Below are 17,268 nucleotides of genomic sequence, written 5' to 3' on the forward strand. Positions count from 1 at the left end.
ATGGCCCCATATTGGGTCGGCACGAGCTGGAAGATGAACAAGACGCTTGCCGAGGCGTTGCTGTTCGCCGATGCGTTGGCCGCCTTCGTGCCTGGTTTCGATCAGGCGATACAGCCTTTCGTCATTCCGCCGTTCACCGCCGCGCGCCAGGTCAAGGCGGCACTAGCCAACACCCGCGTGAAGGTAGGTGCCCAGAACATGCATTGGGCCGATGCCGGCGCGTGGACGGGAGAGATTTCGCCAGTGATGTTGAAAGACTGCGGGCTGGATGTAATCGAACTCGGCCATAGCGAGCGCCGGGAGCATTTCGGCGAGACGGATGCGACTGTCGGACTGAAAACGGCAGCTGCTGTCAGGCACGGTTTCGTGCCACTGATCTGCGTCGGCGAGACGCTGGACGAGCGTGAATCAGGCCGCGCCGAGGCGGTGCTGACGGCACAAGTTCTCGGCGCGCTGCAGGAGCTGAGCGGCGATCAACCGAAGGCGGAAATCCTCTTTGCCTACGAGCCTGTCTGGGCGATCGGGGAGAAGGGCATTCCCGCAAGCGCCGACTATGCCGACAAGCAGCAAGCGCTGATCAAGCAGGTAGCCGCTGACCGGCTGCCGGCTGCCCCGCCTGTGCTTTACGGCGGCAGCGTCAACCCCGGCAACGCGGCCGAACTTATCGGCCAGCCGCATATTGATGGCCTGTTCATCGGCCGCTCGGCGTGGCAAGCGGAAGGCTATATCGACATTCTGAGAAAGGCGTCGGCCGCCATCGCGCGCTAACCGCGCGAGCAATTCCGGGAAAGTGTGAAGCGGTTTTCCGTCCGGAATTGCGTCAAATCAAAGAGACAGAGACAAAAGCAAAGGAGTTCATCATCATGAAGATCGCACTCGGAGCCGACAGCGCCGGCAAGCCGCTGCTCGATGTCATCGCCAAGCATCTCGCCACCAAGCCGGAGTTGCAGGTCGTCGACCTGAGCCAGGCCGGCTTCTACGCCGATATCGCCGCCTCGGTCGGCCACGAAATTCTCGACGGCAACTACGACCGGGCCATCCTGTTTTGTGGCACCGGCATCGGCGTCAGCATCTCTGCCAACAAGGTGCCGGGCATTCGCGCCGCGTTGACCCACGATACCTATTCCGCGGAGCGCGCCGCCAAGTCCAACAACGCCCAGATCATCACCATGGGCGCCCGCGTCATCGGTCCCGAACTGGCGAAATCGATCGCCGACGCATGGCTTGCCTCCGAGTTTGATCCGAATGGCCCATCTGCCGCGAACGTGCAGGCCGTCGACAAGCTCGACGCCAAGCGCTGAAAGACGCGGCAAGTCCGCTGATGATCAGTCGGTCAAGGCGGTCCGCATCGCCTCGATCACGGTGACGGCGGACGCAGCGCCCGGATCCATATGGCCAAGCGAACGTTCGCCGAGGCGTGATGCCCGGCCCTTGGTGGCCACCATCGCTTTGGTCGCTTCCGCGCCTGTCTCTGCCGCCTGGGCGGCGGCCTTGAGACTGGCGGCCAGATCCTTGCCTGAGGCCAGCGCTTCGCCCGCCGCTTGCCCCGCCGGCGCCCATGCATCGATCATCGTCTTTTCGCCAAGCTCTGCCTTGCCGCGATCCTGAATGCCCTTGGCCATGGCCTGGAACAGGGCGACCACATCCGCGTCGTCGAGCGCCGTCTTGCCCTTGACGGCTGCCGCGGCGCGCATGAGCGCGGTCGCATAGAGCGGACCGGAGGAGGCGCCGACCGCATTCAGGAACGACTTTGCCGCCGTGTTCAGCAAGGTGGTCGGATCGGTCGCCGCGGTGTCCAGTCCGGCCACCGCATCGCGCGCAGCGGAAAATCCAAGCTCCATCGCGATGCCGTGGTCGGCGTCACCGATAACCCCGTCAAGCGCGCACAGCCTGTCCCTGTCTGCTGACATGGAGTTTGCGATCGCCGCGAACATCGTGACAAGGCGGGCGGTATCGATTGTCGTCATGTCTTAGTCCTTGCCACAGAGTGGGTTTAGCCGGCGCGAAACATGGCGCAGTCGCAGGGGTGGTCCAGCATCGTCTGCAACTCGCCGTCCAGCCGATGCAGCGTGATCGAGGCCCCGGCCATTTCGAGCGAGGTGCAGTAATTGCCGACCCAGCTTGCGTGGATGGACACACCGATCTCATCAAGCCTCTGCTTCACGCGCAGGTTCATGATGTAGAGTTCCATCAGCGGCGTTGAGCCCAGCGAATTGACGAGCACCGCGACCTTGTCGCCGCGCGCCGGCGCCATCTCGTCGAGGATCCTGTCCAGCATCTCGTCGGTGATCTCATCGGCTGTTTTCAACTTTTCGCGTGCGATGCCGGGCTCGCCGTGGATGCCCATGCCGATCTCCATCTCGTCCGGCCCGATCTCGAAATTTGGCCGGCGGGTCTGCGGCAGCGAACAGGGCGACAGCGCCACGCCCATGGTGAAGGTGTGGTCGTTGGCCTTGCCGGCGATGCGCTCGCATTCGTCGAACGACAACATCCGGTCGCAGGCGGCGCCGGCCGCCTTGAAGATGAAGAAATTGCCGGCGACGCCGCGCCTCTTGTGCCGCTGGTCGCGCGGTGCCGAGGCGACGTCGTCGGTGCTCAGCACCGTGCGCACCTCGATGTCGTCCATCGCCGCCATCTCGGCCGCCATGTCGAAATTCATCACGTCGCCGGCATAATTGCCGTACATGAACAGCACGCCGGCGCCGCCGCTGACCGCCTTGGCGCATTCGAGGATCGGGTCCGGCGGCGGCGAGGCAAAGACATTGCCGATGGCCGCAGCGTCAGCCAAGCCCTTGCCGACAAAGCCGAGAAAGCTCGGCTCGTGGCCCGAGCCGCCGCCGATGACCAGGCCCACCTTGCCCTGGCGCGGCCCGTCGCGGGCGACGATGGAGCGTGGACTGCCGTCCACGCTTTTGAGATGGCGGGGATGCGCTGCCAGGATGCCTTCCAGCATCTCGTCGACGGCGCGGTTGCCATCGTTGATGATCTTCTTGGTCTGCACCCGGCATCCTCCCGACTTCGGCATTTTCGCAGATAATACCGGGTGTTACCGGGATTTCCACCCGGCAAGGCGTATTTCGCGCGCTGAGATGTTCCCACGGCCAACACCTGGACGCAGGCGCTGGCTGTTTCAACCGCCGAGGCCGTCGCGGATGGCTGAGAAATAGCGATCGGTCCCGACCTGGCCGCCCTTGAGCGCGACCTCCAGTCCGTCGATCGCCTTGACGCGCGAGTGGGCAACGCAAAGCGGGGAACCCGGCGAAGCGGGCAGCGGCATGCGAATTGTCAGGGCATCGACGCCCGTCTCGCCGAGTGCGTGGCTCGACGTGTCGCCGCCTGCAATGACCACGCGACGCAGGCTCTGTTCCACCGTCAGGTTGCGAAGGATTTCTCCGAGGCCGCGGCCAAGCCTGTGGCGGGCGCCTTCCTCCCGGTCGATTTCGGCGCCCCTGTCGGCAGTGGGGCCAAGCGCGGTGTAGAGGATGACGCTGCGCCCGGCTTGCAGACTGGCACGGCCGCTTGCCGTTGCGCGCGTGATCGCCTGCTGCGAGGCCTCCGAAACCAGTTCGACCGGATCGACCTCGATGCCGTCGAAACCGTCGGTCAGGGCATGCCGGATCTGTCGTTCGGTGGTCGGCGAGCAACTGCCCGACACGACGGCTATCCGCTCGGCAGCGCCCGGCGGTGTGAAGCCTGGCCCAGCGCTGACGACGCCATTCGACGTCCATTCGGCCAGCAGCGCATATTCGACACCGGACGAGCCGACGACAAAAGAACCGCCGGGCTTGCGAACGCGCCACAGTTCCTTGCCGGCCAAAACCTGCGTCTCCAGACTGTCGACATCGACAAGCACGATGGCGGTGCCGTTTCCGGTCAGGCGATCGAACGCCGCCGACCGCGATGCCGACTGCAGCGTCGCAAGATCGACCAGCCCGGAGCTCAGCGCCGTCTGCCGCGACAGATGGATCAGCAGATCGGACTCATCCATTGGCGTCGTCGGGTGACGGCTCATCACCGGGTGGCGATCAATGCGGAAATATTGGTCGCGATAGGCCGCGAACAGATGGCCGAAAGCGGTATAGCGCTTGAGCTGCGGCGCGCCGACCAGCAGCGGCACGCTATCCTGCGCGAACACCGAGCGGCCGACCTCGATGGCTCGGCCGATGCTGCCGATCGTCGGGCTGGAATCGAAGGTCGAGCAGACCTTGTAGTGGCAAATCTCGGCGTTAAGCGTCTTCAGCCAGGCGAAGGCATCGCGCAGATGCGTGTCCATCCATTGCGGCGTCTCACTGCGGCTGGTGCCGGCCAGCCCTATCGCCCGGCAATGGCCAAACCGGGACAGCAGGGCCGCGTCCGGCTGGCGCATGAACAGCACGGTCGGCACGCCACCGAGCTCGAGCGCCTCCATGACATCGGTCGAGCCGGTCAGGTCGTCGCCATAATAGCTGAGAAGCAGGTCCTGCATCGTCTCAGGCTGCCTTGCCGTCGCCGAATTTTTCGATCGACCGCGCCAGTTCGGGATGGTTCAAGGCGAAGTCGGCCAGCGGAATGCCGTCGACCGCCGATTGCCAGGCTTGCTGCACGGCACGTACGCCGGCGCCCGGTCCGTCCGGATGGCTGACGATGCCGCCGCCGCAGAGATAGAGAAGATCCACGGTCCGGCCGGTTCGTGCATATGTCTCGGGCGCCTGACCGCCCCACTGGCCGGAACCTGCCACCGGTAATGCGCAGTCCCCAGCCGAAAAGATCGGCGTCGTCACCGCCTTGAAGGATTCGACGAAAGAGTCATCCGGTTCCCAGTATTTCGAGGCGATGCCGTTGATCTGGAACTGGTCGACGCCGAGCAGTCGCCAGAATTGCTGCCAGACCTTGAAGTCCATGCCGAGGCCGGGGTGACGGGTGAGGATGTCCCAGCCGTTGCGATGAGCATGCAGCACCAGGCCGGAGCGTTTTCTCAGGAATGCCATGCCGCCAAAGCCGATCGAATTGATGTTGATAACAGCACAATTGCCGCCGGCCTTCGCCACCAGATCGTGGTTGCGCATCATCTCGTCGGGATCGGCGTGCGAAATGCCGAAGGCATACATCACCTTCTTGCCGGTCTTCTGCTCGTGATCGAGGATCAGCGGCATGATTGCCTTCACCCGTTCCGACAGGGGCGAATAGGCCGGGCTCATCAGCTTCTCGTCATCCTTGATGAAGTCGACGCCGGCGGCGATCAGTTCCGCCACCATTGCCGCCGTCTCGTGCGGCCGCAATCCTAGCGCCGGCTTGACGATCGTGCCGATGATCGGGCGGTCAGTCACATTGGTCAGCCGGCGGCTGCCGGCGACACCGAACTGTGGGCCGGGATGTGCCCCGCGATACTCCTCCGGCAATTTCATGTCGACGACGCGAATCCCGGTAAGGCCCTTGATCGAATAGGTGCCGCCGATGGCAATCGTCATCAGCGCCGAAAGGTCGGTGCCGATGGCATCGAACGGAAAGGCGATGTCGACATCGGCGCGCCTGAACGGCCCCTTACCGTCATTGGGAAGCGACGGCCGCTCGGCATCGGGCAGAGGCCGAATCGCCAGCACACGTGCCGCCACCCGGGCCTTCAGTTCCTCGGTCTCGCCGGGCAGCGCTACGAAGGTGCCGGTCGACTGATCGCTGGCGATCTTGGCCGCCAGCGCTTCGATGCTTCCAGGCGTTTCGATGCGGTAGGTGAGGGTGATCATGGTCCGCTGTCTCAAGCCGAGGCGTTCGAAAAAGGTTCACTGGTGTTTCAAATCTGGTATAATGAGTACATAAGTATTGCAAGTCATATCCGGCAGCGGGATCGACAGACGGCAATTCCGGGAATTGTGGCGGCAGTGTTAGATAGGGCCGGGTCAAGGGAGTGATTCGCGGCGATGAACCGTTCGGAACCGATTGTCCGGCGCAAGCTTTCCGATGAGGTCTTCTTGCGGCTGAAGCGCCTGATCACCAGCGGCGAGCTGATGCCAGGCGACGACATGCCCTCGGAGCGCGAGCTGATGGAGCGCTTCGAGGTCGGCCGCCCCGCGATCCGCGAGGCGATGCAGGCGCTGAGCAATATGGGGCTGGTTGCGATCTCGCATGGCGAACGCGCCAAGGTGCTGCAACTCACCGCCAAGTCGATCATCAAGCAGGTCGACGGCGCCGCCAAGATCATCCTGTCGTCATCGAAAGACACGCTGGAGCACCTGAAGACCGCGCGCATCTTCTTCGAGCGTGGCATGGTCAGGGAAGCCGCCGAAAAGGCCACCGCCGAGGATGTGCTGCGGCTGCGGGCCACCGTTGCCGAACAGCGCGGCTTTCGCGGCGATTCCGAAGCCTTCATCTCCGCCGACATGAAGTTCCATACACAGATCGCCGCGATCTCCGGCAACCCGATCTATGTCGCCGTCAGCGAGGCGATGCTCGGCTGGCTGAAGGAATACCACACCGAAATGCTGATCTGGACCGGCAAGGAAAAGTTCACGCTCACCGAGCACGAAGAGATCATCGGCCGCATCGAGAAGAAGGATGCCGATGGCGCCGAGAAGGCGATGATCAAGCATCTCGAACGCTCGCGCGCGCTCTATGTGATGAACTCCGAAAAATAACGTCAGTCGATCCGGACGATCTCGTAAGGCGTCATCACGAGATGGCCTCGGCCAAAAGCTGAAATGTCGACTTGCACGTCGTCCGCCGTCAGGTTCGCCAGCCACACGACAGTGTCGCCCGAGGCCGAGCGTCCAGCCAGCGCCAGCACCTTGGTCTCATCGCTCGTCCCTGCGGCCACATGCGCAAGGCCGGCCAGTTCGCAAAGCCCCTTGATGGCTCTGAAGAGCGGCCGGGGCGATCCTTCCGCGACGGGTTCTCCGGATGACGCCAGCACGCCGAACGGTCCGGTGAAGCTGGAGAGCGTGAGCTGTTCCAGCCCAGCGGCTGCGACGCGCGCGGCATAGCCGACCGTCCAAGCCGCCGCGAACTGGCCGGCATGGCGCGGATCGCTGTCGGCCATGGCAATGCGCTGTCCCCCGGGATTGGGTTTGGTCGCTCCGCCATAAGGGTTCTGGCGCATGGCAATCGTCGACGGTCCGATCCGGTAGGGCTTTGCCCCGAAGATAGCCCGTGCCGATTGGGTGATGAAAGGCAGCGCCTCCAGCGACTGCATGACGCTGAGATCGTCGGCGGCGTGCACGATCGGGCAGGTGCAATGGGTGACGAAATCGAGCTGGTCTGCCGGAACGCGCTTGCGGTTGAGTTCGGTGAAATAGCTGAACATGCCGCCGCCGAGGCGGATATCGGGGAATGCCCGCCGCGCTGCGGCATAAATGTCGTCGAGCGGCGGGCATTCCGGCCACGCGCTGCCCGGCGGTGTCGACTGCCGGTCGACCGACGGCGACACGGCAATGGCCGAGAGTTTTAGCCCGGCCCGGCGAACCAGGTCGGCGACGCCGGACAACTCGGCGTCAAGATCACCAGCGCAGGCAACGACGCATTCGAGGGTTGTTTCGGCTGCGTAGGCAGTTGCGAGCCGGGCGAAAGCGCGCAAGGCATCGAGCCCGTGGCCGCGCGTCGGATCGTGGTGAAACAGCAGCTGTTGTGGGCCGAGTGCCGCCAGCGTGGAGAGGTTCGCCAGCGCCGTCTCGACATCCTCGGGATAGATGACCACGCCGACATCGGGCAGCCTTGCTCCCGCCTCGCCGAGTTCGACCCTGACCGGTTCGCTGGCCACTGCGGCAGCCGGCGCTTTGCCTTCACCTGCGATGCGCAGGCTGATCGTCTGGCTCAGGGGCTGGCCGGCAGGCAGCACATACGGCCACGGCAGCACCAGCGGCCGCACATAGGTCTTGTAGGAGGCGTCCGACCAGTTGCGCTGGTCCTCCATTTCGAAAGTATCGCCTTCCATCCGGCACTCAGCGATGACACCAGGCCGAACCTGATGGGAGATGGCGCGGATATCCTTGAAAGGCTGCCAGGGGTCGATCAGCTGGGGAAGTTTCGTCGCCACCACGCTGCCGTCTGTGTGCTCGACCATGACCGGGCTACCGGCGAGGTCGGCGATCGGGTGCAGGATACAGAAGCCGCAGCGGTTGGTTTCGAAATCGTTTTCGGGAAGGGCGCTGACGTCGAAGACCAGACGGCCGTCGGCAGAGCCTTTGATGGTGGCGCGGAAGCCGAGCCGGTTTCCATCGGGGGCCAGGCAGCTTGCCGAATAGCTGACCGAAAAAGCGTCGGCACCCTGCTCGATCACCAGGTCCGTCAAATTTGGCTCATAGGTGCCCCAGTCGCGGTCACGCACGATATAGGCGATGGCGCGCAGCACTTCGGTGCCGCCATGGCGGATGGTGCGCAGATTGCCGTTGACGAAGTCGGCGCTGAGCGAGCCTGCGCTGAGCCTGACCGGCTCGGCCTCGACCACGCGCGTGCCGTAGAGCAGGAAAGTGCCGGCGGTCATTTCGGCAAGGCGTCGAGTTGCACCGGTTGCCGGCTCGCGGCCCCAGCATAGGCGGCCTCGACCAGCGCGAATGTCCTAAGATTGTCGGCGCCCGAGGTCGCCGGCTCGGTCCCCTTTGCCAGGCAGTCGACCCAGTGCTGCTGGATGGCTACGACGCTTTCCTGGATGTTGTGCCAGGGCCGCGACGCCCAGGCCAGCAGCGGCGGCGAGACGTCGGTGACGGCCGTGCCGCTCTTGCCGGTGACGGTCAGCCGGTATCCCTGCGCCAGCCGGATCGTGCCGTCGCTGCCATCGATCTCGATCAGCGTTTCGGGAAACGGCTCGGTGGCGAGCTTGGTCGCGTAGCTGCAGTCGACCACGGAGGTTGCGCCGCTCTTGTGGTCCATCAGCATGGTCGCCACATCCTCGCCCGCAATGGCGGGATTGATGCGGGCGATTCGTGTCGTGATGGTCGAGACGTCGCCGAGCAGGAAACGGGCGATATCGAGGATATGGATACCGAGGTCCTCGATGATGAAGCGCTTTCCCGTCGCCAGATAGGGCTGACCGGAAAACACGTCATAGGCCGAGCGGAAGGAGATACGCCCGAAGAAGGGCGTGCCGATCTCGCCGCTATCGAGCACGGTCCGCACCGCCTGGATAGGTGACTGCCAGCGAAAATTCTCATGCACCATCAGCGGAACGCCGGCTTCCGCGCATGCCTTGACCATCGCCTTTGCGTCGGCAAGCGTCGGCGCGAACGGCTTTTGGCAGATCACCGGAACGCGGTGGGCGGCCGCCATTTCGACAAGCGGACGATGGCTGGGCGCGGTGGTGGCGATATCGACGAAGTCCAGGCTTTCGCCGGCAAATAGTTCCGCCGCATCGGTATAGCGCTTCGCAATGCCGAACTGGTCACCGACGATCCGCAACCGTTCCGGGTCACGGTCGCAGATGGCGATGATCGAGGCGCCCGCTATGTCGCGCCAGGCATGCATCTGGTTGACGGCAAAGAAGCCGCAGCCGATCAGCGCTCCCCGCAGTTCCGCCATGCTCAGCCTGCCTTTGCCATCTGCATCAAGGTGACACGTTGCTGAAGCCGGCGCTGTGCCTGGTCGACGACGACGGCGACGATGATGACGAGGCCCTTGATCACCATCTGCCAGAACGAACTCACGCCCATCATCACCAACCCGTCCGAAAGAATGCCGATGACGAAGGCGCCGACGATGGTGCCGCCGATCGTGCCGCGGCCGCCCGACATCGAGGTGCCGCCGAGCACTGCCGCCGCAATGGCGTTGAGCTCGAAGCTTTCGCCCGTCGCCGGATGCGAGGCCATCAGCTCGGACGAGATGATCAGGCCGACGATCGCCGCGCAGAAACCGGAGAACATATAGACGAACATCTTGACCATGTTGACCCGGACGCCCGAAATCCGCGACGCCCGTTCATTGCCGCCGACGGCGAAGATATGGCGACCGAGTGGCGTGTACTTGGCGAGATAGGCGGCTCCCAGTGCAACGACGATGAGGATCCAGATCGCCACCGGCAGGCCAAGCAGCCGACCGGCCCCGAGGAAGCCGAAGCCGGTGGTGCCAAGCTCCGGCTTGCCGACGAGGTTGGGAAAGGTGCGGCCATCCGACGACAGCAGCGCCAGGCCGCGCGCGACATAGAGCACGCCGAGCGTGGCGATGAACGGCGCGACGTTTAGCCTGGTGATCAGCAAGCCGTTGACGGCGCCGATCAATATGCCGACGGCAAGCGTGATCAGCGCGATCTCAAAGACGTTGAAATAGATGGTGTAGCCGATCTGCAGGTCGATGCCGTTGAGCACGAGATACCCGGCCACCATACCGCACAGGCCGACGATCGAACCGACCGAAAGGTCGATGCCGCCGGTGATGATGACGAAGGTCATGCCCATCGCCAGGAACGCATTCAGCGCCACGTGCTTCGACATCAGGATCAGATTGGCGGTCGACAGGAAATTAGGCGCCGCGATCGAAAAGAAGATCAAGACGGCGATGAGCGCGATGAAGGTTCTCGCCTTCATCAGCGTCAGCAGCAGCGAGCCGCTCGAGACGGAGGGGACAGCCGCCTTGGCCGGGATGTCAGTCATGGGCGGTTTTCTCCGTGTGCGGGGTCGGCCCGTGGCCAAGTGCCGAGGCGGAGACAAGGGCTGCCTCCGTCGCCTCGGAGCGATCGAACATGCCCGTCAGTTTTCCGTTGCTCATCACCGCAATGCGGTCTGACAGCGCCATCACCTCATCGAGATCCGAGGTGGCGAAGAGAATGCCCAATCCATCGCGCGACAGTTTGCGCATGGTGCGGAAGACGTCGGCCTTGGCGCCGACATCGATGCCTCGGCTGGGCTCGTCCATCAGCAGCACCTTGGGCCCGGTGAGCAGCGCCTTGCCGATCACCACCTTCTGCTGGTTGCCGCCCGACAGCGACGACACCTCTTGCGCCGGGTCGGCGACCCTGATCGCCAACTCCCGCACCACCTGCGTCACCGCCTGCCTTTCGTCAGCGCCACGGATGTGGAACAGGCGGGCAAAGCGCGACAGGCTGGCCAGCGTCAAATTGCTGGCGACCGAAAGGATCGAGACAAGCCCTTCGCGCTGGCGATCCTCGGGGATCAGCGCCAGCCCGCGCCGGATGCGCCGCGTCGTATCGCGCTCCTTGACCTTTCTACCGCCAATGAAGATGTCGCCGGTCGAATGGCCGTGGCGGCCCATGATGCAGTCGAACAGTTCGCTGCGCCCGGCGCCCATCAAGCCGTATATGCCGAGGATCTCGCCGGCACGCAGCGACAACGAGACATGGTCGACGGCAAGTCCGCCGGTGGCACGAGGCAGGCAGATCTCCTCGGCACGAAAAATCTCTTCGCCCGGAAGATGGCCGTCGGCCTTGGCGAAGTCCTTGGCGTCGGAGCCGATCATCTGGCGAACGATCCACTGCGTGTCGACGTTCTTCATCTCTTCCTGGCCGGTGATGCGGCCGTCACGCAGCACGGTGATGTAGTCGCCGATGCGGATCAGCTCTTCGAGCCGGTGCGAAATGTAGACGATGGCCACGCCGCGCGCCTTGAGGTCGGCGATCACCTTGAACAGGATCTCGACTTCCGCTGCACTCAGCGCCGAGGTCGGCTCGTCCATGATCAGGATGCGTGCATCGAGCGAAACCGCCTTGGCGATCTCGACCAGCTGCTGCTGGCCGATGCGCAGATCCTCGACCAGCATGTCGGGCCGGATGCCGGCCTGTAGGCGTTCCAGAAATTCCGCAGCGCGGTTTTCCTGTTGCGCGTGGTCGATTTTGCCGAAGCGGTTGGTGATTTCTCGGGTGGCGAAAATATTCTCGGCGACGCTCATATTGCCGAACAGGTTCAGCTCCTGGAACACCATGCCGATGCCACGGTTCACCGCATCACCGGATGACGAGAAGGAAACCTCTTCGCCTTCCAGCAGGATGCGGCCGGCGGTCGGCCGTTCGACGCCGGCGATGATCTTCATCAGCGTCGACTTGCCGGCGCCGTTTTCGCCGACCAGCACGTTGACCGCGCCCTTGCGCACCTCGAAATTGGCGCGCTTGACCGCAACGGTGCCGGAATAGACCTTGGAGACGTCCTCGAGCTTCAGAATGATTTCGCGCTCCGCGATCGCGCTCATGGCTTCGGCCCGATCTCTGCCTCCGCCGGCGTCACCAGCGGCAGGTCCTGGCCGCTCCCCAGCGTATAGGCGCCGAGCACCTTGGCACTGCGGCCTTCCAGCGCCTCGCGCGGCAGCTTGGAAAGCACCGTCTTGTCGGCATAAGCGTTGAAAGCCTTGCCGAACTGGGCGAAGTCGATCTGGTTGGTGAAGTCGTTGAACTGGATGAAGTCCAGGCTGTCGCGCAGCGCGGTACCGCGCACCGCCGGTCCGATCTGCACCCGTGCATCGGCTTTGCCGTCTCCGTCGACATCGACGTCGACCGTTGCCGCACGCGACTGTGTGTTGGCCGCGATAATCTTGCCTTCCAGCCGAACCGCGAAAGTCCAAGGCGAATTCGCCTGCTTGTTCGGATTGCCGTATTTGGCGCCGGCAGCCGCTGGGTCGGTTGTCGCCAGTGTGTGAACCTGCGCAAACGGTCCGGCTTTCTGCTGGAGATAGGGCACGACCTTTGCCGCCCATATCTCTTCGACCATCTTGTCTGGATTGAAGGTGGCAGCGTTGTTGCCGTCGTCCGATTTCGTCGGCAGGATCTTGCAGGCGGTCAGGCTGATGCCGACCATCACGGTAAGGATCGGCCAGTTCGGCTTGGTGTTCAGCATGGCGGCCTGTCGTTCAGCATCGTGGGCGGCCCAGGGAAAATGGCGGCGAGGGGCGATCCTGGGTTCGCCCCTCGCTATTCAAATCACGCTGGCTCAGTTCGTCAGCGCGAAGGTCTCCAGCTTGGCGGCATTGTCGCCATTGACCAGAACGCAGTCCATCAATTGCTTTTCCTTGGCCGGCGACTTCTTGTTCTTGATGAAGTCGTTGGCCTGCTCGACCGCCATCTGCGCCTGCGCGAAAGCGGGCTGCAGCACCGTTGCCTTGATGCCGCCCGAGGTGATGGAGTCGCGAACATCGTTCGATCCGTCGAAGCCGACGACGATGACATCCTTGCGGTTCGCCGCGGCAAGTGCCGCATAGGCGCCCATCGCCATCGTATCGTTGCCGGAGATCACGCCCTTGATGTCGGGGTTGGCCTGCAGGATCGATTCCATCTTGGAATAGGCTTCAGTCTGGCTCCAGTTGGCCGACTGCTGGGCGACCATCTTCAGGTCCGGATAGTCGTCGATGACGTCGTGATAACCCTTGGAACGAATGCCGGCATTGGTGTCGGATTCCTTGCCGACCAGCTCGACGAAATTGCCCTTCTCGCCCATCAGCTTGACGAATTCCTGCGCGCCGAGCTGGGCGCCCTGGTAGTTGTTGGAGACGATCTGCGCGACGGCGACGCCGGTGGCGTTGATCTCGCGGTCGATCAGGAAGGACGGAATGCCTGCGTCCTTGGCTTTCTGTACCGCGGCGACGGTGGCGTCGGCGCCGGCATTGTCGAGGATGATCGCCTTGGCGCCGCGGCCGATCGCGGTGTCGATCAGCTCGGACTGCTTGTTGGCGTCGTCGTCATGGACCAGCACCAGCGCCTCGTAGCCGAGTTCCTTGGCCTTGGCTTCGGCGCCGACGGCTTCCGCCTTGAAGAACGGATTGTCGTGCGAGGGCGTGATGATGGCGATGAGATCCGCCGCGTAGGCGGGCACGGTCGTGCCAAGCGCCAGCATGCCGGCGAAAGCCGCAAGCGTCATTCTGCGTGTAAGTTTCATGAAGTCCTCCCGTTTGAAAAATTGCCTTGGTTACCCAAAGCATCTGTCGGCATCCGAATTCGTCAGGCGGCGCGGGCGGCGGATCGCTTTTGGGCTAAAGAGCCGTTTGCCGGCTTCCCCTCCACGGATCGTTGCTCCCCAGCCATCCTCCACTCGCCCAGGCATCGTACTCCTGCGAAAACCCTGTCGATCCGAGCCATGAACAGCTAAGCCAACTGGTATGATGAGTCAACCACGAATTCAGGTGATATGTACCTGATGAGCTACGATGCCGAGCGTCGAACGGTACGGCGACGTCGCGGCGCTGCGGCAGCGCCTCTCCTCTTCAGGTGATACGCTGAATGCTGGCGGCGATCTCTTCCGGCTCGAACACGCGCTTCCAGTCGTCCCGCATCAGCACCGGCTTGCCGAACTCGATCGCCTTGTTGCAGGCATCCGAGAAAACGCCCTTGGTCTCGCCGAAAATGACGGCGCCCAGCACGTTCATATGGCCGAGCAGGAAGTCGAGCGCCGCCTGCTGGTCGACGCCGCGTGCCACGACCTCGTCGACGGCTTCCTTCATGACCACCAGCAGCGAGGCGCACACCGTCTCCGAAAGCCCGGGTTCCAGCAGCGCCATCTGTTCGACGCTGACGCGGTGCGAACGCATGACCGGCGCCCAGATGATCTTCGCGATCGCCTCGCCCTTGGCGTAATCCTCTTCCGGCCCCTGCATCAAGGCGCTGACCATATGCTGCTTGGCCTTGACGCCGCCGAAATAGTCCTTCTTTGCCGCCATATCTGTTTCGTCGTTGAAGATCGGCGGATGGCAGGGGTGGGTGACGAAATAGGTGAGGTCCGGTCGATTCGGCAGGTGGCCGGCGAAGGGTGCCGCCGCGTCGAGCACCACCACCATGGTGCCCGGCGCCAGCTTGCTCTCGATGCTGGTCGCCACCTTGCCGATATGCGTGTCGGGAACGGCCAGGATCACCACATCGGCGCCCTTGAGCGCCTCGTCGGCACTGACCGTATCGAAACCCAGTCCGGTCTTCAGCCGTTCGCGGCCGGCATCGCTGACCTCGACATGGCGTATTGTGTAGGGCGACCCGCGAAAATTGGTCGACAGGCGGTAGCCCATTTTCCCACCGGCACCGAACAGCGCAATCGTTGTCATTTGGGTCATTACTCCTGATCTCAGCGGACGGTATCGCCCGTCGTCAACTGATCAACTGGTATAATCACGCTACCAGAATTTGGCAATCCGATAATGACAATGAGGATGCGGGTCATGTGCTTCGCCGCGTCATCGGCTGCCGCCCTCGCAAGCTCAAGCACGAGAACCATGGATGACGCGCTCGGGACATGATCTCTAGATCACCAGAAGAAGCCCGCGCTTGCCCGCTGAGTGCGCATGAGCGCTGCTCTGCCATCCCCAGAAATAGGAGGCATGTGATAGGGGTCGGAGGTCGGGCCGGGCGCTACTTCAAAAGATCGACCAGCATGTCGAAAGCCGCATCGATATCGCCGCGAACCGCCGCCTGAACTGCCTGCTCGTCCCGGTCGCGCAGGGCCGCAAACATCTGTTGATGGTATGTGTTCGCGGTCGAGTAGGATCCATGCAGCATATTGAAATAGGGGCTGATCTGCAGCCATAGATCCTTGATGATCTTGAGCAGGGTTTCGGATCCCGCTGCTCGGTAGATTGCGAAGTGGAAGGTATAATTCGCCCTGAGATAGGCCTTTACGTCGTCCGCGCCATTCGCGCGTTCCAGTGAGTCCAGATCGCGCGCGAAAATCGCAAGATCCGCATCACTGCGGTTCTGTGAGGCCCAGCCGGCGGCGATGGCCTCTATCTCAAAACGTACATTGCGCAAATCGGTGAGCCGCTCGCGGCTGAGCGCCGGAATACCAATGGAGCGCCCGGATACTACCGTCAGCGCGTTGGCTGCCGTCAGGCGCCGCAGCGCTTCCCTGACCGGCATCGGACTGACGCCAAAGGCGTCGGCGAGGCTCTGAACCGTGACCATCTCGCCCGGCACGATGCTGCCGTCGAGGATCAACTCGGTGACCTGATTGTAGACCCGGTCCTGCAGAGTTTCCTTGGACAGTGGAATGATCTCGACACCAGGCTTCCTGAACGCCGATCCAGCCATCTCCTGTCAACCTTCCCGCCTGAGGGCGACACCTGCTTGTGTGGTCGTGTCGGAATGCAAGGTTCGTGGTGCCACGTCAAGCGGCTGACACGGCCGGTTTTGATATAAACGATTTCATCATTGATATTTGATCAAATCATGATACGGTCGCTGGCATCGAATGACAAGGGTTTACGTTTTGTGCCCTTGGGAGGCATTCGGTCGTTCTGTTTGGGAGGAGTTCCACATGGGTATCGGATCGAAAGTCCGGCGGCTCGCGCTGCTGGCCGGCATGGCTGCGTGCGCCTTCGGCCTGTCCGCCGCGCAGGCCGCCGAGAAGCACAAGATCTTTCTCAGCATGAGCTACATCGGCAATGATTGGCAGGCGGAGGCGGCCAACATGGTCAAGGCCATGGCCGCTCATAAGAGCCTGGCCGACAAGGTCGACCTGCAGGTCCAGGTCGCTGGCCCCAACGCGCAACGCCAGATTCAGCAGATCAACGCAATGGTGCAAAGCGGCGCCGAAGCTATCGTCGTGTATCCGATCTCGCCGACCGCGCTCAACCAGGTCGTCAAGAATGCCTGCGACAAGGGTGTGAAGGTCTTTGCGTACGACGCCGAGATCACCGAGCCTTGCGCCTACAACGTCCACATAGACCAGCTGGAAGCGGGCAGGGTGACCGCCGAATGGCTGGTCAAGAAGCTCAATGGCAAGGGCAACATCATCGCCATCACGGGCGTCCCGGGAACATCCGTTGACGATCAGCGGACAAAGGCCGCCAAGGAAGTCTTCGCCAAGTATCCTGATATCAAGATCGTCGGCGAGGCTGTCGGCATGTGGAGCCAGGCGGTCGCCCGCACCGAACTTTCGAAAATCCTGGCCACCCGCAATTGGGACGACATCAACGGACTGTGGATGCAGGTCGGCTGCTTCACCGCCAACTCGATGCAGCTCGAGGCTGGCAAGAAGACCAGCGAACTCCTGCCTTGCGCCGGCGAAGGTTCCAATGGCGGCCGCATCCAGATGCTGCCGGAGGGCACCGAAGTCGAAGGTGCCGCTCCTCCTTATGCACCGGCGGGCGCACAACGCATTTCCTATGCCTCGCCGCCTTATTCGGGTGCGCTGGCGCTGAAGCTTGCCGTCGAGGCGATCGAAGGCAAGGACGTGCCGAAGACCACCATCCTGCCGCTGCCGGTCGTTACCAATGAGACGATCAAGCTGTGCGACGAAGGCACATGGGCGGAGATGAAGGCCGGCTGCAACGCCTTCAAGCCGTCGCTGGTCTCCAATCCGGGCTGGTTTGCCTCGATCTTCTCGGACCAGACACCCGAGGTCGGCCTTAATGCTGCCCTCGTCGGACAACCGGAGAACTAAGCCTCCCAAG

The 17,268-nt window shown here is 63.0% G+C and carries 16 protein-coding genes; 4 read left to right on the forward strand and 12 right to left on the reverse strand.

The annotated features are described in order from the left end of the window. Both P3C39_RS14060 and P3C39_RS14065 read left to right on the forward strand, forming a co-directional pair. Complete coding sequence (locus P3C39_RS14060; RefSeq protein ID WP_063167517.1) at nucleotides 1-768, forward strand: triose-phosphate isomerase; 768 nt, start codon at nucleotides 1-3, stop codon at nucleotides 766-768. Between the two features lie 95 nt (nucleotides 769-863). Beyond that, nucleotides 864-1,301, forward strand: coding sequence for an RpiB/LacA/LacB family sugar-phosphate isomerase (locus tag P3C39_RS14065; RefSeq protein WP_024502451.1), 438 nt, complete (start codon nucleotides 864-866; stop codon nucleotides 1,299-1,301). Between the two features lie 24 nt (nucleotides 1,302-1,325). On the opposite strand, the gene dhaL is transcribed toward P3C39_RS14065, so the two are convergent. The 4 genes from dhaL to oiaX all read right to left on the reverse strand — a co-directional run bounded on the left by dhaL (nucleotide 1,326) and on the right by oiaX (nucleotide 5,720). After that, nucleotides 1,326-1,967, reverse strand: coding sequence for a dihydroxyacetone kinase subunit DhaL (gene dhaL / locus P3C39_RS14070; RefSeq protein ID WP_027163948.1), 642 nt, complete (start codon nucleotides 1,965-1,967; stop codon nucleotides 1,326-1,328). 26 nt (nucleotides 1,968-1,993) lie between these two features. Next, the gene (locus P3C39_RS14075; protein WP_063167518.1) at nucleotides 1,994-3,001 is read right to left on the reverse strand and encodes a dihydroxyacetone kinase subunit DhaK; all 1,008 of its coding nucleotides are present in this window, start codon (nucleotides 2,999-3,001) and stop codon (nucleotides 1,994-1,996) included. A gap of 129 nt (nucleotides 3,002-3,130) precedes the next feature. Continuing rightward, the gene (locus P3C39_RS14080) at nucleotides 3,131-4,465 is read right to left on the reverse strand and encodes a four-carbon acid sugar kinase family protein (RefSeq protein ID WP_027163946.1); all 1,335 of its coding nucleotides are present in this window, start codon (nucleotides 4,463-4,465) and stop codon (nucleotides 3,131-3,133) included. Nucleotides 4,466-4,469: 4 nt separating this feature from the next. Next, nucleotides 4,470-5,720, reverse strand: coding sequence for a 3-oxo-isoapionate-4-phosphate decarboxylase OiaX (gene oiaX, locus P3C39_RS14085; protein WP_063167519.1), 1,251 nt, complete (start codon nucleotides 5,718-5,720; stop codon nucleotides 4,470-4,472). 174 nt (nucleotides 5,721-5,894) lie between these two features. Between oiaX and P3C39_RS14090 the strand changes: the two genes are divergently transcribed. Beyond that, a complete protein-coding gene (locus tag P3C39_RS14090) occupies nucleotides 5,895-6,608 on the forward strand; it encodes a transcriptional regulator NanR (protein WP_063167520.1) in 714 nt (237 codons plus the stop codon). A gap of 2 nt (nucleotides 6,609-6,610) precedes the next feature. Here the strand turns inward: P3C39_RS14090 and P3C39_RS14095 are convergent, their stop codons facing one another. From P3C39_RS14095 to P3C39_RS14130, 8 genes are all read right to left on the reverse strand, one after another. Beyond that, the gene (locus P3C39_RS14095; RefSeq protein WP_063167521.1) at nucleotides 6,611-8,449 is read right to left on the reverse strand and encodes a hypothetical protein; all 1,839 of its coding nucleotides are present in this window, start codon (nucleotides 8,447-8,449) and stop codon (nucleotides 6,611-6,613) included. Continuing rightward, on the reverse strand, nucleotides 8,446-9,480 hold the full coding sequence (locus tag P3C39_RS14100; protein ID WP_063167522.1) for a Gfo/Idh/MocA family oxidoreductase: 1,035 nt from the start codon (nucleotides 9,478-9,480) through the stop codon (nucleotides 8,446-8,448). The genes P3C39_RS14095 and P3C39_RS14100 overlap by 4 nt, the downstream gene beginning before the upstream one ends. A 2-nt stretch (nucleotides 9,481-9,482) precedes the next feature. Further along, a complete protein-coding gene (locus P3C39_RS14105) occupies nucleotides 9,483-10,547 on the reverse strand; it encodes an ABC transporter permease (RefSeq protein WP_032809713.1) in 1,065 nt (354 codons plus the stop codon). Next, nucleotides 10,540-12,096: a sugar ABC transporter ATP-binding protein gene (locus P3C39_RS14110; protein WP_027163942.1), complete on the reverse strand. Its 1,557-nt coding sequence runs from the start codon at nucleotides 12,094-12,096 to the stop codon at nucleotides 10,540-10,542. Before P3C39_RS14110 ends, P3C39_RS14105 begins: the two co-directional genes overlap by 8 nt. Beyond that, nucleotides 12,093-12,737, reverse strand: coding sequence for a DUF2291 family protein (locus tag P3C39_RS14115; RefSeq protein WP_027163941.1), 645 nt, complete (start codon nucleotides 12,735-12,737; stop codon nucleotides 12,093-12,095). The genes P3C39_RS14110 and P3C39_RS14115 overlap by 4 nt, the downstream gene beginning before the upstream one ends. A 93-nt stretch (nucleotides 12,738-12,830) precedes the next feature. After that, the gene (locus tag P3C39_RS14120; protein WP_064995023.1) at nucleotides 12,831-13,772 is read right to left on the reverse strand and encodes a D-ribose ABC transporter substrate-binding protein; all 942 of its coding nucleotides are present in this window, start codon (nucleotides 13,770-13,772) and stop codon (nucleotides 12,831-12,833) included. A 325-nt stretch (nucleotides 13,773-14,097) separates the two neighbouring features. Then, a complete protein-coding gene (locus tag P3C39_RS14125; protein ID WP_063167523.1) occupies nucleotides 14,098-14,925 on the reverse strand; it encodes a phosphogluconate dehydrogenase C-terminal domain-containing protein in 828 nt (275 codons plus the stop codon). Between the two features lie 304 nt (nucleotides 14,926-15,229). After that, complete coding sequence (locus tag P3C39_RS14130) at nucleotides 15,230-15,904, reverse strand: GntR family transcriptional regulator (RefSeq protein ID WP_013533053.1); 675 nt, start codon at nucleotides 15,902-15,904, stop codon at nucleotides 15,230-15,232. Between the two features lie 226 nt (nucleotides 15,905-16,130). Between P3C39_RS14130 and P3C39_RS14135 the strand changes: the two genes are divergently transcribed. Continuing rightward, nucleotides 16,131-17,258 (forward strand): sugar ABC transporter substrate-binding protein, encoded by a 1,128-nt coding sequence (locus tag P3C39_RS14135; protein ID WP_013533052.1) that lies wholly within the window; start codon nucleotides 16,131-16,133, stop codon nucleotides 17,256-17,258. Nucleotides 17,259-17,268 lie beyond the last annotated feature (10 nt).

The sequence above is a fragment of the Mesorhizobium sp. XAP4 genome, from assembly GCF_029269325.1.
In the GTDB taxonomy this organism is placed as follows: Bacteria; Pseudomonadota; Alphaproteobacteria; order Rhizobiales; family Rhizobiaceae; genus Mesorhizobium; species Mesorhizobium ciceri.

Excerpts from the sequence above, each read along its gene's own strand:
- P3C39_RS14060 (WP_063167517.1), top strand. The coding sequence starts at position 1 with ATGGCCCCATATTGGGTCGGCACGAGCTGGAAGATGAACAAGACGCTT.
- P3C39_RS14065 (WP_024502451.1), top strand. The coding sequence starts at position 864 with ATGAAGATCGCACTCGGAGCCGACAGCGCCGGCAAGCCGCTGCTCGAT.
- dhaL (WP_027163948.1), bottom strand. The coding sequence starts at position 1,967 with ATGACGACAATCGATACCGCCCGCCTTGTCACGATGTTCGCGGCGATC.
- P3C39_RS14080 (WP_027163946.1), bottom strand. The coding sequence starts at position 4,465 with ATGCAGGACCTGCTTCTCAGCTATTATGGCGACGACCTGACCGGCTCG.
- oiaX (WP_063167519.1), bottom strand. The coding sequence starts at position 5,720 with ATGATCACCCTCACCTACCGCATCGAAACGCCTGGAAGCATCGAAGCG.
- P3C39_RS14090 (WP_063167520.1), top strand. The coding sequence starts at position 5,895 with ATGAACCGTTCGGAACCGATTGTCCGGCGCAAGCTTTCCGATGAGGTC.
- P3C39_RS14095 (WP_063167521.1), bottom strand. The coding sequence starts at position 8,449 with ATGACCGCCGGCACTTTCCTGCTCTACGGCACGCGCGTGGTCGAGGCC.
- P3C39_RS14100 (WP_063167522.1), bottom strand. The coding sequence starts at position 9,480 with ATGGCGGAACTGCGGGGAGCGCTGATCGGCTGCGGCTTCTTTGCCGTC.
- P3C39_RS14105 (WP_032809713.1), bottom strand. The coding sequence starts at position 10,547 with ATGACTGACATCCCGGCCAAGGCGGCTGTCCCCTCCGTCTCGAGCGGC.
- P3C39_RS14110 (WP_027163942.1), bottom strand. The coding sequence starts at position 12,096 with ATGAGCGCGATCGCGGAGCGCGAAATCATTCTGAAGCTCGAGGACGTC.
- P3C39_RS14115 (WP_027163941.1), bottom strand. The coding sequence starts at position 12,737 with ATGCTGAACACCAAGCCGAACTGGCCGATCCTTACCGTGATGGTCGGC.
- P3C39_RS14120 (WP_064995023.1), bottom strand. The coding sequence starts at position 13,772 with ATGAAACTTACACGCAGAATGACGCTTGCGGCTTTCGCCGGCATGCTG.
- P3C39_RS14125 (WP_063167523.1), bottom strand. The coding sequence starts at position 14,925 with ATGACAACGATTGCGCTGTTCGGTGCCGGTGGGAAAATGGGCTACCGC.
- P3C39_RS14130 (WP_013533053.1), bottom strand. The coding sequence starts at position 15,904 with ATGGCTGGATCGGCGTTCAGGAAGCCTGGTGTCGAGATCATTCCACTG.
- P3C39_RS14135 (WP_013533052.1), top strand. The coding sequence starts at position 16,131 with ATGGGTATCGGATCGAAAGTCCGGCGGCTCGCGCTGCTGGCCGGCATG.